Source organism: Streptomyces sp. JL2001, assembly GCF_050917515.1.
Lineage (GTDB): Bacteria > Actinomycetota > Actinomycetes > Streptomycetales > Streptomycetaceae > Streptomyces.
Genome location: NZ_CP169421.1, coordinates 5,487,147 through 5,501,445, shown reverse-complemented (window position 1 = coordinate 5,501,445; position 14,299 = coordinate 5,487,147). Strand labels below are relative to the sequence as shown.

General features: G+C 66.8%; 11 protein-coding genes. All 11 read left to right on the top strand.

Translation table 11 applies throughout. From position 1 onward, the window contains the following. Nucleotides 1–49 precede the first annotated feature (49 nt). The 11 genes from ACE1OA_RS24535 (at nt 50) to ACE1OA_RS24485 (ending at nt 14,249) form a co-directional block, all read left to right on the top strand. The gene (locus tag ACE1OA_RS24535) at nt 50–1,813 is read left to right on the top strand and encodes a hypothetical protein (RefSeq protein WP_432753399.1); all 1,764 of its coding nucleotides are present in this window, start codon (nt 50–52) and stop codon (nt 1,811–1,813) included. A 100-nt stretch (nt 1,814–1,913) separates the two neighbouring features. Further along, on the top strand, nt 1,914–3,617 hold the full coding sequence (locus ACE1OA_RS24530; protein ID WP_432753398.1) for a hypothetical protein: 1,704 nt from the start codon (nt 1,914–1,916) through the stop codon (nt 3,615–3,617). Nucleotides 3,618–3,869: 252 nt separating this feature from the next. Next, the gene (locus tag ACE1OA_RS24525) at nt 3,870–4,292 is read left to right on the top strand and encodes a hypothetical protein (RefSeq protein ID WP_432753397.1); all 423 of its coding nucleotides are present in this window, start codon (nt 3,870–3,872) and stop codon (nt 4,290–4,292) included. Next, on the top strand, nt 4,289–6,361 hold the full coding sequence (locus tag ACE1OA_RS24520) for an Hsp70 family protein (RefSeq protein ID WP_432753396.1): 2,073 nt from the start codon (nt 4,289–4,291) through the stop codon (nt 6,359–6,361). The genes ACE1OA_RS24525 and ACE1OA_RS24520 overlap by 4 nt, the downstream gene beginning before the upstream one ends. A 141-nt stretch (nt 6,362–6,502) precedes the next feature. Beyond that, on the top strand, nt 6,503–7,228 hold the full coding sequence (locus ACE1OA_RS24515) for a hypothetical protein (protein WP_432753395.1): 726 nt from the start codon (nt 6,503–6,505) through the stop codon (nt 7,226–7,228). A 109-nt stretch (nt 7,229–7,337) separates the two neighbouring features. Next, nucleotides 7,338–8,564: a DUF262 domain-containing protein gene (locus ACE1OA_RS24510; protein WP_284434267.1), complete on the top strand. Its 1,227-nt coding sequence runs from the start codon at nt 7,338–7,340 to the stop codon at nt 8,562–8,564. Then, nucleotides 8,557–9,690, top strand: coding sequence for an AAA family ATPase (locus ACE1OA_RS24505; protein ID WP_432753394.1), 1,134 nt, complete (start codon nt 8,557–8,559; stop codon nt 9,688–9,690). Before ACE1OA_RS24510 ends, ACE1OA_RS24505 begins: the two co-directional genes overlap by 8 nt. Nucleotides 9,691–9,762: 72 nt before the next feature. Next, nucleotides 9,763–10,689: a hypothetical protein gene (locus tag ACE1OA_RS24500; protein ID WP_432753393.1), complete on the top strand. Its 927-nt coding sequence runs from the start codon at nt 9,763–9,765 to the stop codon at nt 10,687–10,689. 45 nt (nt 10,690–10,734) lie between these two features. Then, entirely contained in the window at nt 10,735–12,147 is a 1,413-nt protein-coding gene (locus ACE1OA_RS24495; protein ID WP_432753392.1) for a CBS domain-containing protein, read from the top strand. A gap of 115 nt (nt 12,148–12,262) precedes the next feature. Continuing rightward, nucleotides 12,263–12,832 carry an ATP-binding protein gene (locus ACE1OA_RS24490; protein ID WP_432753391.1) on the top strand — a complete coding sequence of 190 codons (570 nt, stop codon included), beginning with the start codon at nt 12,263–12,265 and terminating at the stop codon, nt 12,830–12,832. Beyond that, nucleotides 12,795–14,249, top strand: coding sequence for a hypothetical protein (locus ACE1OA_RS24485; RefSeq protein WP_432753390.1), 1,455 nt, complete (start codon nt 12,795–12,797; stop codon nt 14,247–14,249). Before ACE1OA_RS24490 ends, ACE1OA_RS24485 begins: the two co-directional genes overlap by 38 nt. The last annotated feature ends 50 nt before the right edge of the window (nt 14,250–14,299 follow it).

Here is a 14,299-nt window from a genome sequence, read left to right as displayed (position 1 = left end):
GTCGCGCGCTCTTGGGGGAGGACATCGCATGCAGAACCCTTCGGACTCAATGGAGATCGCCGAGCCTGAGGAAAACGGCCGGAGCGATACCGCCGACTCCCCTGTGGTGGACGATCCGACACCCGACTCGGACATCGACTCAGCGACGGCACCGACGGTCCTGGTGGAGGTGCTGCCAGGGGTTGCTGTCGTCTGTGGCGCTGAGGTTCCGGCGGAACTCAAGCCCGATCTGCTCGACTTCGGGATCGTGTCGGCCGCCGACCGCAAGCAGATCTCCACGGTCCTGGCCGCGATCGGGAACACGGCGACCGTGGCCGGCAATCTCGGCAACGCACTCGCCAGCGTGCAGGGGCTCTACAGACTCAGCGCCGCGACACAGGCCTGGCTGAATGCCGGTGCAACGCTCGCCGTCAAGGACGGCGCGAATCTCGGAGCGGTGCTCCTCCGCAGTGGTGGTCGGGTCCGCATCGTGCACGCGGCTCGCTTCGAGGCCGTGACTTCGGTACGCAGGGCACAGTCCGCGGCGTCGATCGGGCCGGCGCTGGCCATGGTCGGCCTTCAGATGCAGCTGAATGAGGTCACGGACCTCGTCAGGACCAACATCGCGCTGACGAGCCAGGTACTCACAGCCATCCGCAACGAGCAGTGGACCGAACTGACGGGGCTCGTCGCCACCATCGATCGCGCGGTCGACCAAGCGCGGGAGATCGAATCGGTCCCCGCCTCCTTGTGGGACAACGTCGCGGGTAGCGAAGCGGCGCTGCGTAAACAGCTCGACCTATACAGGCTGAACGTCCGTGGCCACGTCAAGCAGATCGATCGAGCCGACGCGAGTCGCCGCCGCGAGTATCTCCAACTGAACGCCGAGGCGATCGTCTTCGACGCCAACGCCCTGCTGTCCTCCCTCAAGGCATGGACCGGGTATCAGGCACTCCGCGCCGGCAGGGCGAGAGCCGCTGGACGCGAAGACGCTGACGAGGCGCGGCTCGTCGACGTCATCGCGCGCGACACTCGCGCGGAGCTCGACTCCGCTCTCACCGAGGCGACGAGCCTCGCCGACTCGCTGACGCGGGAGCTGCGCGTCATCGCCGAGCTCCCCGGACGCGACACACTGCCACTGCCGGGGAAGCGGAAGGAGTCGATCGCAGCCCGCCAAGCCTCCGCCCGTCTTCTGGAGGCGATCGAGCCTCTTGCCGATGCCCTCCATCCGCCGGCCCCTCCGCTGGAGGCTCCGGGCGTCGTCTGCGCACCCACGTCACTGGATCTCAAGCCGCACCTTCGCATCCTGCGATGGTTCCTCGAGGACGGTGAGACCCTGCGTGTCCTCGGCTTCCCCGATCAGCTCGATGCTCTCGGTCCCATTTCCGCGATCTTCGGCGGAGCGAAGGAGAAGCTGACCGCCGGGAGGGACAAGATGGCGGCGAAGACGCTGGTCGCCGTCACGGATCGCCGCATCATCACCGCCAAGTCGAACGCGTTCCTTGAACAAGGTGAGATCCGTCAAGTCATCCCGATCGACCAAGTGCGATACGTCCGGACAGCGACCACCCAGGACAAGAACGCACGCTTGGCGATCGACCTCATCACACGCGAGGAGAACATCCGGTGGCTCTTCCAGGCAGACATGGACGCCACTCAAGTGGACGCGCTCGCCGCCGTGCTCGCCGAGTCGATGACGATCCCTGACGTGGAACGCGATGAGCTGCAACGTCGACGCCACGTGCCCATCGAGGCGGGCGGGCAGGGCGAGACCACGGACACGGGGTCTACGAAATCAACTGGATCCGAGGCCACTGCCGACGATGCCGAGTAGCTACCGAGCCAGTCGACCGTGGGTGTATCCGCTCATCATCCATGGTCACGAAACGTGCGAGACGATGTGGATTGTCAGACGGCGCGGATAATCTGTCGGGGTGTACGACACGACGGACCCGATAGCCGCTCGTCAGGCGGCGAAAGCCGCTGAAAAAGAACGCCTGCAGCGTGCGCGTGAACGCCGGGAGAGGCAGGGCTCCTCAGGCGTGAGCGGTTTCGTCCAGCGCAAGTGGCGCTGGCTCGGCGTCGGAGGCAGCGACGCGGTCGAAGCCGTGCAGGCCATGCTCACGGAGGCAACAGCCGCCGCTGGCATGCCGGAGGCAGAGCGGGCAGTCCTCTCGCAGGCCCTCGATGGCGATCCGGACCGCGAGAGCCTGCTGCCCGCGGTACACGCGGGGTTGATGCTCCTGCCGCCGGAGTCGGTCCTGGGCCATCTGCGAAGCCTCTGGGCCAACGGCGTGCGGTGGCTCAACGAGGCGGGCCTGGAGCGGTGCAGGGTGTTGTGTTCGACAGCGCCCAGCCTGGATCTCGTCAGCAAGCGTTCCCAGGCGATCTCGGGCGGCCCCGCCTTCAGCCTCTTCGCAACCGCCGCCACGCGCGGCGCGATACCTGTGCCGAACCGCTTTCTCGACGATCTTCTCGCATGGGCGCCGCTGTCCGTCATCGACGATCTGATCGACCACGGTGGCCTCATGCCCGAGGACGCACCCTGGACAAGACGGGACGCGGAGGAAGGCCTCTATCTGCGGGCGCGTCTCACCCCCGCCAACATCACCAATGAGCAGGCCGAACGTCTCGCGTGGCAGGCCTATCTACGCCGGCAGTCGTTCCTCCGCGGAGAGACCCTCGTCCGACAGGAACCGGACGATGTGTGGGACCTGCTGTACGACGTCGTGATGGACGGCGACGTGACGGCCATGAACGCACTCGACGCGGCTCTGCCCCGGACTCAGCAGATCGAGCTACGCGACCTCAAGTCCGGTGCACTGTCCGGGCAGTGGCCGCCGAGCATGACCGAGGACCGGGGGCTCTGGCTGCTGATGGCCACCCTGTGGCGCCCCGGGAGTCTTGTCGACGCCGGACGCAGTCCGTTCTACGCTCTCGTAGCCCTGAACCGTGCCTACGACCTCGTGAAGGCCGGTGATCTGGATGCGGCAGCGCAACAGGCCTACTCCCTCACCCGGGGCAGCGTGAGCAACCGCAAGGTTCCCGCCGAGCTGGCACAGGAGGCCCTCGCCCTCGCGGCGTACGTGGCCGTGGCGCAGAGCGAACAGCACGATTCGCCCGCCGGACGGGACAGGCTTCTCGACTCCGCCGAGGAGTACGCCGGTAAGGCCGCCGCGCAGGGAGGAGCCGTCGCCGAACGCAACCTCCGGCTCTTTCGCGCCTGGCGGGGGACGAGAAGGAACGACCGTGGTCCGTTCAACAATCCCTTCCTCGACATCGGCCTCGATCACGGGGCCGACGGGTGGGAGGAACGCTGCCGGGACATCTTCCGGGAGCGCGAAGGTGACGCCAAAGCCCAGTCAGACCTGAACATGGCCGAGGAACGCATCCGGGGCGCGCTGCGCGGCGAGGCGGGCTGGGACGTCTTCTATCAATTGCCGCTCGACCGGTCGCGATACGTCATGCCCTGTCAGGTGCCGAACCATCTGGTGCCCCCGGTGGAGGCCCTGCAACGCCGGACTTCGGTCACCAGTGGCGGCGAGCTGGAAGCCATCCGTGCCCGTGCCGCCGCCGAGCTGCTCGAAGACTTCCGGACCACCGCCCCACGCCTCGACCGCCACAGTTCCGCGCCGTAGTCCTGACCAACCGTCCGAGCCGAACGAAGCCGAGCAGCACTGATGCCTCCGAAGAAGAAGACTCCGAAGAGACAGCGAGCACATCGCCCGTGTCCCGCGTGTGGCCAGACGCAACCCGGAGCGCAGGGCGCGCCGCCACCGCACAAACCCGGAGGTCTGAAACGCCGCCGGGCGCAGCACACGGACACCGAGGTCAAGCCCGCGGAGACCGGTGTCGGCGAAGCCCCTCCTGGTCCTGATCCGATCGACGCGATGACAGTCATCAAAGGGGTGGCGGCCCGCGTGCCGGAGGCGCTGGAGGCCGCCGGGGCCGACGAGGTGCCCCCGGCCGGCGCGCTCACCGCTGCGGTGCGCAGGGCGGTCCTGGACGAGTTCCGTACCCGCGCCCAGTTCGCCGGTCGTCTCGCCGAGATCGACGCGCTGCTCTGGTCCCGGGCGGGAGACAGCCGCGAGACCGTCGAGGGGGCGATGGCGGCGCACCTGCGGGAACTACGACTGCTGCGGGTGACAGAGCCCGAGGAGAGCGACCGGTTCGTGGTGACGGAGGGCGAGGGAGACGCCTTCGAACTGCTGAGTCCGGCGTACGTGGATGAGTTGACGGGAAAGGTCATTCTCGCAGGGCAGCTCCGGCGCATCGCCGGGCCCGCGGGTGTGAGGGCGGGGGAGGAAGCATGACGGCTGCCGGAATCGACTTCGGGACCACCAACTCGGTCGCCGCCCAGTGGAACGGCGAATACGTCGAGTTGCTGGAGATCGGCGGGCAGGGCCTGGACGCGAACTGGAGGCGCGAGGGGTTCGAGCTGCTCTACCCGTCAGTCGTCGGCACGAGTTCCCTGCGGCCGGGCACCCTGTTCGGCTGGGAGGCGAAACTCCGTTCCGAGCGGGCCGTAGAGGCGTGCAAGCGGGTGCTGCGCGAGGAGCCGTTCGTCAAACTGGGCGGTGAACGCTTCGCCGCGACCACCGCTGCCGCCGGGGTCTTCCACGCCATCGCGGGGGCGGCGGAGGAGGAGGCCGCTACCGAGATCCGCGAGGCAGTCATCACTGTGCCCGCCAACGCGACCGGCGCGGCCCGTTTCCGGACCCGCGAGGCCGCCCGTGCCGCGGGCATCACGGTCCGCACCCTGCTGAACGAGCCGACGGCGGCGGCGATCGCATACGCGCACGAGATGGAGATCGACGGCGAGTTCCTGGTCTTCGACTGGGGTGGCGGCACGATGGACGCCACTCTCCTCCTTCACGACGACGGGTTCTTCGACGAGAAGGCGAGCCGGGGCGTCAACCGCCTCGGCGGCCTGGAGATCGACGCCCGGCTCCGCCGCATGGTTCTCGACCAGGCGCCCGCCCGCGGGCGTTGGAGCGATTCCGAGAAGCGGATGTTCGCCCTGGAGATCGAGCGGGCCAAAATCCTCCTCTCCCACCAGGAATCGGTCCGCATCCAAACGCCCGACGACGTCACCGTCGAGATCGGGCAGGACGAGTTCTCCGAGACCATCCAGGACCTCATCAACCGGGCCCTCGATCCGGTTGAGGAATGCCTGGAGCAGGCTCGGATCGACCCGCAGGACCTCACCGCGGTACTGATGATCGGCGGCAGCAGCCAGATCCCGGCAGTGCGCGCCGCGGTCTCGGAGGCACTCGACTGCGAACTTGTGGACACCTCCCTGTGCGACCCGATGACCGCGGTCGCTGAGGGAGCGGCGATCAGCGCCGCCGCCATGGACGGCGAGCTGAAGAGCATCATCCGGGTGGTCAACACGCACGCCCTGGGCACGATCACCAAGGACCGTGAGGGCAGAAGGAAGTTCAGCGCCCTCATCGACCGCAACCAGCGCCTTCCGCAGCAGCGCGTGAAGTCGTACGAGCCGACGAAGGACAACGTCTCCCAACTGACCGTCGAGGTGTGGGAGGGAGACCCGGACCGCGAGGTCGGCCATCCGGACAACGTCAAACTGACCGACCTTGTTCTGACCTACCCCCGACACTGCACAGCCGAGGACGGTGTCTTCGACCTGGAGTACACCTACAGCAAGGAAGGCCTGCTGACCGTCCGGGCGACCCTGCAGAAGACCGGCGAGGTCGTCCTCGACGGCGAGGTGAATGTATTCGGGGACGGGAACGTCCTGCCGGAGGTGAAGAAGGAGCTCCACCGGCTGCTCGCACTCGCCCCGACCACCCGGCCCGCGACCACCCCAACCCATCCCCAGCAGGTCCGGCCCCAAGGCCAGGGCAGCAACGGGGCGCCCAAGCCCGCCCCGCCTCGCTCCGCGCCCCAGTCCGCCGGCGCGAACACGGCCGCGCCGCCGCTCGTAATCGACGGATCCAACCTCGCCTGGAACGGACGCCCGCCGCGTGCAGCGGGCGGAAAGCCGAGCTTCGCGGCATTGCAGGCCGCTGTCCGATCGCTGCGGTTCAAGCACCCCGATCGCGACATCCACGTGGTGGTCGACGCCACCCTGCGCCACGACGTATCCGCCGAGGAGAGGCCCCTCGTGGAGGCAGCCATCGCCGACGGCACCGTCGTACAGCCTCCGGCCGGGACCGAGGGACGGGGCGACGCCCTGGTGATCAGCATCGCCGAGGAGGTCAGCGGAGTCATCATCTCGAACGACAACTTCGCGCCCTTCCAGAAGGCGAATCCGTGGCTGCGGGTCGCTGGACGGGTCATGGGGGCGACTCAGTCACAGGGTGTGTGGGTGTTCAACCGCCGCGTACCCAATCCGGCGCCGTCTGCCCAGCGACGGTGACACGCTCGGGGCAAATCCGCACGGACGAGAACACGTCTAGGCAGACAGAGACATGGAGATCCGCGCCCTGGCGCCGACTTACGCAAGCGTCGTCCGGGGCGGCCGGACAGCGATGGGGGATCGCCAGTGGAGAGCATGAGGTTGTCGGTCGTCGCGGTAGTCGCGTTGCTTCTCGCCACCGGCTGCTCGGCTCAGCCGCGCACCGGCCAGGCGCAGAGCGACTTCTGTCCGCCCGTCGCGTCCGACGTCTCAGCTACTCCCACGCGCGCTTCCGGGCCCGTACGTCAGGTCGAGCTGGGCGACGTGCGGTGCTCGGACGAGGACTCGGGAATGAGCGCCGTGGACATCACGGTGAAGAACACCGGCACGGGCGAAGCCAACTACTACGTCACCGTCGAGTTCCTCGACTCCGAGCAGCACTCGCTTGCCACTGAGTACACCTACTTCGGCCACGTGAGCGCCTCGGCGACCATGTCGAGGACGGCCTACGGGGTACTGCCGACCGACGGCCGCGGGCTGGCCGTCCGCCTCGTCGAGGTGAAGCGTGAGGTCGTTCCGACGAAAGCCCCCGCAAGTGCTCTGGACACGACGGTGGACCTCTTCGTGGAACAGGGCCTCGTACCGGCCGGCACTCCGTACGGGGATTGCCCGGACACCGCACCCCAGGCCTATTGGATCGGTGACCGGGGAAACTGCTGGACCGCCGTCAACACCTTGCCGCCACTGCCCGCCACATCAGCTCCACCGCCTACCCTCGCAGTTCCGACGCCCACGGCCGCGCTTCCCGGGACCGTTTGCCGCGACGGCTGGGTCTCCGGCTCCACCGGCCGCGGAACCTGCTCCCACCATGGCGGTATCGGCCGCTGAGTTCGGCCGGGGACTGCGGTGGAACGCAGGGCGCTGACCGTAGCCGATCAGCTACTGTACGGACACGTTCGATTCATGGGTGGCATGCACGTTTGCGGAGGGGCACATCTTGGTCGGCAGCGCTCCCGTGCCGGAGCCGGAACAGTCCTCACCGGACCCCGCGTCCGCCGCGTCCTCGACACCGCGGAACGACGAACCGCTCGTCGAGCTGACCGACACCGGACTCAGTGCCGGAATCGAGGCGGAGGACCTCGGTCCGAGCCACCGGGCGCCATTCGATCCGGAGCTGATCGACGTCTATCCGCGCGCGACGACAATCGACCTGATGCTTCAGCGCCTCAAACGAGGGCTCATCGATCTACAACCCGACTTCCAGCGGCGCTCCGGCATCTGGAACGAGACGGCCCAGAGCAGACTGATCGAGTCCCTTCTTCTACGCATCGCGCTGCCCACGATCTATGTGGCGGAGGAGGCCGACGACTCCTGGACCGTCGTGGACGGGGTGCAGCGGCTCACCACCATCGTCCGGTTCGTCAAGCCCGAGGCCGCCGGGTTGGACCCTCTGGTGCTGAGGAACCTGGAGTACCTCGAATACAACGGCAAGAGGTTCGAGGACCTGCCCGGGCGCATGCAGACCCGTGTCCTGGAGACCGAGCTGTCCTTGCTGCTGATCCGCAAAGGCACGCCCGAAGAGGCCCGGTTCAACATCTTCACGCGGATCAACACCGGGGGGTTGCCTCTCTCCCAGCAGGAGCTTCGGCACGCGCTCATTCCAGGGCCAGCACGGGATCTGCTCGCCAGGCTCTCGGAAAGCCTGTTCTTCCTGTATGCGACGGCACGCAGCGTCTCTCCCAGCCGCATGGCAGAGCGCGAACTGTGCCTGCGATTCCTGGCGTTCTGGATGACGCCACCGGAGCGGTACGTAACCCAGGACTTCGACGGTTTCCTGCGTGAGGCCATGCGCCATGTCAACACTCTCACGCCGTCGGAGCTGCTCGATCTGGAGAGACGCTTCTACCGCACTATGCTCGCCAGCGCCCGCGTTTTTGGGGAGCACGCATTTCGTAAGCAGTTCGCTGGATCAGCACGCCGCTACCCCATCAACAAGGCTCTCTTCGAAGTACAGGCCGTCACCCTGGCCGAGTGCACCCCGGAAGAGATCAAGACCCTTTGCCGGCGGGCGCGCCTCGTGGAGGAGAGATTCAAGAAGCTGATGGACGACCCGGCCTTCTACGATGCCATCTCCTCCGGCACCGGCGACGCCGACAAGGTCAATTACCGCTTCCAGTCCATGAAGGACCTGTTCCGCGAGGTGTTGGAGTCCACGAATGCTTGAGTCGCTCACTCTCACCAACTTCAAGGCGTTCGCCCACCAGGAACTTTGTCTGGCCCCGTTCACCCTGCTCACCGGACTCAACTCCTCCGGAAAGAGTTCTGTACTCCAGTCCCTGGCACTGCTGCGGCAGTCGTACGAGTCCGGTGACCTTGCGCCGGTCGGCGGCGGCGAGGCCGGGCTGCTCCTCAACGAGGAGTTGGTCCAGCTCGGCATCGGACAGGACGTACGACACGAGTCGTACGACGAGACAGGTCCGCACATCACGCTCGGGGTGCGCGGCGACGGAGCTTCCATCGAGTGGAGCGCCCTCTACGAGCGGGAAGCCGACCATCTGAAGCTGCTGTCGGACAAGGGCGGGGACAGGGACGGCCGGGATCATGCCGGTCTGCTTCCGACCCTGTTCGGGCCGGGCTTCCAGTACCTGAAGGCCGACCGCGTTTCACCACAGGTCAGCTACCCGCGCTCGCACCACGCCGTGTCCACGCGCGGTTTCCTCGGCGCGCATGGTGAGCACACCGTGAACTACCTGCGTGCCCACCAGGACGATCCGGTCGAGGCCCCCGCGCTCCTGGTCCCCGACGCGGCGTCCGCCACTCTGCTCGGTCAGACAGAAGCCTGGATGCAGAAGCTCTGCCCCGGGGTGAGCCTGGAAGCGGCCGGCATCGACGGAACCGACACGGTCCGGCTCAGTTACCGCTTCGGCTCCGGAGTCTCCCAGTCCAACCGCTACCGCCCCACCAACGTCGGCTTCGGACTCACGTACGTCCTGCCGATCGTCGTGGCCTGCCTGTCGGCCAAGCCTGGGACGCTGATCCTGCTGGAGAACCCGGAGGCGCACCTGCATCCGCAGGGCCAGACCTGGATGGCGTACCTGGCGAGCGCGGCGGCGGCGAGCGGGGCACAGATCGTAATGGAGACGCACAGCGACCACGTACTCAACGGCCTGCGGCTACGGGTCAAGCAGGAGCTGCTGAGCGCCGACGCGACCGCCGTGCACTACTTCCGTCGAAAGGATCAGACCTCGGAGGTCGTCAGCCCGGTCATCGGGCCGGACGGGCGGCTCTCCGAGTGGCCCGAGGGCTTCTTCGACGAGTGGGAGAACTCCCTCGACCAACTGCTCGACTGAGCTGCAGCACGGAGTCATTGAAGCGCCCCGGGGGGTCGGGGTGATCGGTGCGGAACGAGAATGGGGTGGGGCGTGCCGCTGCACGTGTTTCTCAACGAACAGTCCTGTGCGTCCGATTGCGGAGCGGACGAAGTCTCGGAGGGCATGCGCACCTTCGTGGGCGTGCTGAGGCGGTTACAGCGTCTGCGCGGCATCAGCCTCGCTACGCAGAATCCGTTCGACGAAACGGAACTCGCACAAGGTTATTACTACGCGCAGTGGCGCAATGACGCCCGCAACAAGGAAGAAGCTCTCTACTTCCAGCGAATGCGCGACCGCTGTGTCACCTTCACAGCGGCTCTGCACGCGGCGGCGATGGAGGAGCGGGACGACATATGGCACCGCTTCAAGGGAGTCGACGTCCATGGACTTCGCGCGGCCTTGATGGCGGACGGACTCGCCCTCAGTCTCCCGCTGGCCCCGGAGTGGGACACCGCCTGGCTGGATCTGGACATCGAGGAGCTGTCCGAGGGCCCCGAGCCCGGAGACGTCGTCGCCGACGAGTACAGGGACCAGGTCCGGCACACCTCCCGGAAGGCACACCTCGCCAAACACGAGGAGTGGATCCTCAGGGAGGGACTGGACCGCGTCTCCAGCGGAGCCGAACTCTGGGCGGGACGAGCGGACTTCTTCCCCCACCTCCAATTTCTCGACCGGGTGAAGGACGATCTGGAAAACCTCGACCCGCGGTGGTTCAAGGGAGCCCGCCAATTGCTGCGACAGCTTGAGGCCACCGCGGCCCAGTGGGACCCGGCTTCCCCCACCGGGCCGCACTGGGAGGCCCCGAACATCAGAGGCGAGCACGAGAACGCCCGCAAGGACCGGATGTGGGAGGACAACGGCAAGGACGAGTGTTTCCAATTGCACGGAAACCTCAACCGAGGCGCCGGCCGCATCTACTTCCGGCTCGTTCACGACGAGAAGGCCATCCGCATCGCCCACATCGGGCGCCACCTCTGAAACAGACAATTGCGCCCCTCCCCCACCGACAAAGACGCAGGTGACATGACTGATTCCACCGTCGGCCCCGCAGAGACGCAGTCCCGCGCCCGCTACCTCCTGGACGGACGACGGGTGACACTCACCGACCTCCTCAGTGCCGGGCTGCTCACAGAAGGCGAGCAGCTGAGGTTCGTACGCCCCCGGATGGGCGAGTCGCACGACGCCACGGTCACGCCCCGGGGATGGATCCGGCTGGCGGACGGCGAGGAGTTCCGCTCGCCCTCCAAGGCGGCCACGGCCGCTGTCGGGTACGGGACGTTCGACGGATGGGAGGCTTGGCAGGTGGACGACGGCAGATTCCTGACGCAGTTGCGCCAGGAGCTGCTGGACCGGGCCGCGGAGGAAGCCGAGCCCACGGAACCTGAGGAGGAGCGACAGACGTCGCTGTCCCCCGGTGAACGCCATGCCCGGCTGAAGAACGCACGAGAGTCGGCCGAGGCAGGCAGCCCGTTCACCCTCACCGTGCAGGAGCTGCTGGGCTGGTGGGGTGCGACCGGCCGGGGACTGGTCAATGAACAGATCGAGGCCGACCTCGCCAACCACAGCCTCATCACCTCGCCCGAGTTCGACAAGGTCCCCCTGACCGCCACGGTCCAGCTGGTCAAGGCTGCGGAAGAGGGTGCCGAGGACATTCCTCTCGCCGGGTCTTCAGCGCCCCTCACAGCGTCGGTCGGCACGTCCGAAGAACAGGAGTCACGCGAGACCGGGCTCACCGTAGGCACCCTGCCCTCCGCCCTCGGCGGTGTCGTCAGCGTGAAGCTGACCGCCACCTTCGAGGAGGTCATCACGCTGATGGTGCTCCACGACTTCTCGCAGCTCCCCGTCCTAGCCGGTCCGCACAACCTGCGGGGATCCGTCTCGTGGAAGTCGATAGCGCGTGCCCGGCACGCCGACCCCGGCGCCCATCTCTCCCAGGCCATCGTGGACGCCCGGGACGTACGTTACGACCACGACCTGATCGATGTCCTTCCCACACTGGCCGAACACGACTTCGTCCTCGTCCGTGACCAGCGGAACGCCATCGCCGGCATCGTCACCGCCGCCGACGTGGCCAAGGCCTACGGCGAACTGGCCGGACACTTCCTCCTGATCGGTGAGATGGACCGCAGGTTGCGGCAGGTCATCGCGGACGCCTTCACCCTGCCCGAGGTCACAAGACTCTGCGACCCGAAGGGAGAACGCATCACCTCCTTCGGCGACATGAGCGTCGGCGACTACAAGCGCGTACTGGAGAACCCCGACCTGTGGCAGCAACTGGGATGGCCGCTTGACCGCAAGGTGTTCATCGACCGGCTTGAGGAGATCCGCAGGATCCGCAACAACGTCATGCACTTCAACAGCAGCGATCCCCTACCGAAGGAGGACGTGGACAAGATCCGCAACCTCAACAAGCTGCTGCGGGAGTACGGGGAGTAGATCCAGGGAACTGCCGCACACCGCCGCCTACACGCCACACACCGTCGCCTACGGTGGCTCGCTGTGTGCGCGTCGGCCCTGGGCACATCCGTGTGCGCCCGGCAGCGTAGGCGCCATGAACAGGAAGCACTCGCCCACCATCATGTCGGTGGCCGCAACACGTGACTCGGCAGAAGTGGGGGCCACGACCGTCGAGTTCACGATGCGCTTCAGCTCCACTCCGCGCGGCGCCCGCCTCGCCCGCCGATTGGTCGCCGACCGGCTCGACGCGTGGGGCCACCCTCATACGTCCACCGCCAACGAGACGCTGACCCTCATCACGGCAGAGCTGGCCGCCAACGCCGTACGCCACGGGCACGTACAGGGGCGCGACTTCGAGGTGCGACTCGTCATTACCAGCGAGGCGCTGCGCGTGGAGGTCTCCGACACGCGTGCGGAGCGCGTGCCGCCGCTCTCCCCGCGGGAGGCTCCCGGTGACGCCGAGACCGGTCGTGGGCTGATGCTCGTAGCCGCTCTGGCCGACCGGTGGGGCATCGAGCCCCGGGCGATGGGCCCCGGGAAGACCGTGTGGGCGGAGACGGGCTGTCCCCCTCACCAGCAGCTTGCCCGCCCTCGGGAAGCCGCGATGACTCGCGTACTCTCCGTGCATGGTTTACGTCATAGCGCTCAGCGAGAAGGAACTTGACCGTATTGACATGGACTTACGGCTGAAGCGGTCCTTCACCAAGACTGTCGCTGCCGAGTCCTTGCCGAATGGTTCTGAGCCGCAGATCACTCTGCTCGTCAGACGGTCGTCCGTGGCCGGGCGGGCTCCGCTGGTTTGGCTGGGGGTCGTACGACAGCCACGCGGAGAGAAGGTGGCCGCAGTCGACTCCCGGGTCAACGTGGAACTGCTACGAGAGTGCCCCATCTCGGTCTCGTTACAGGCCATCGAAGCGAAATTGCCCCTTGATGTCCGCAACGTGATCGTTGCTGCTTCGGACAGGGAATTCACCATCCTCGACGCCGTCGCGTCCGAAGCTCTCCTTTCGGCCCTCGCCCAGCACCATGAGATGCTGCGCCAGCTGCTCGACTTTCTGGGTGAGGCCGCCGAGCCAGAACGCCTCGATCCGCTGAGTCGGGCCGAGGACGCCTCTTGGCAGGAGCAACTCGAAGCTGCCCGGCTGGCAATGGCAACCGTGGGGATTCCGCCTGCTCGGCTTGCCGCTTGGCGCCGTCCGGCCGATCGCCACGCGCCAGCTCTGGCTGGTTTGATCGCCGAACCCTACGAACCGTCGCTACTCGACTACGACATGCATCACTTCTTCGACGGAGACGACGTCTTCCAGGCCATGGGGCCTCCGTATGTCGGCGGCTCTCTCGGATCTGCCTTCCGATGCGATATCCAAGTCTTCGAACACCTCGGCCGCCGAATCGAAATCGCGAACGTCAACGCATCACCGGTCGAAACCCGCCTCGGCACCGACCTGATTTCCTACCATGAGCCGACACAAAGCTTCGTGCTGGTGCAGTACAAGCGCCTGCCGCACGAGGCCGGAAATCGCTGGATTCGCGTTGACAAGAAACTGCTGAGTCAGCTGGACCGACTGGAGCGCGTGGCCGCCCTCAGCCGCCCAGCGGGCCTTCCCCACGAATGGCGGCTCGGCCCTGATCCATGCTTTGTGAAGCTCTCCTACTGGCCCCTGACGGAAACCATCGATCCAGGCCCCTCGCCCGGCATGTATTTGCCCGTACCGTACGTGCGGCTTCTACTGGAAGACGACGTCACGCGGGGCCCCAATGGCGGACGGCTGCTCGGGTACCCCCAGATCGACCGGTATCTGACGAACACCGAGTTCACCACGCTCATCAAGAATGGATTGGTGGGCACCGTCGGCACAACGATTGAGGAACTCGCGGCAATCGGTGCGCAACGGGCCGAGGAGGACAAGATGTCTGTAGTCCTCGCCGTCGAGAGGGCCACGGGCCCGCTGCGCGAGACGGTCAAGGAGCGGCACAAGCGCAACCACGCTCAGGGGTACGACAAGGCGCTCGCCAACCGCTTGCGCAGGCAGCGTCGTTACGCACCCATGCCCGGTCAGCAGGCGTTCCCCGAGGCATAAAGCTTGGCAGTCTCGAGCCGGTCCGACTGGCCTCGGCTCGGCTCCACTCG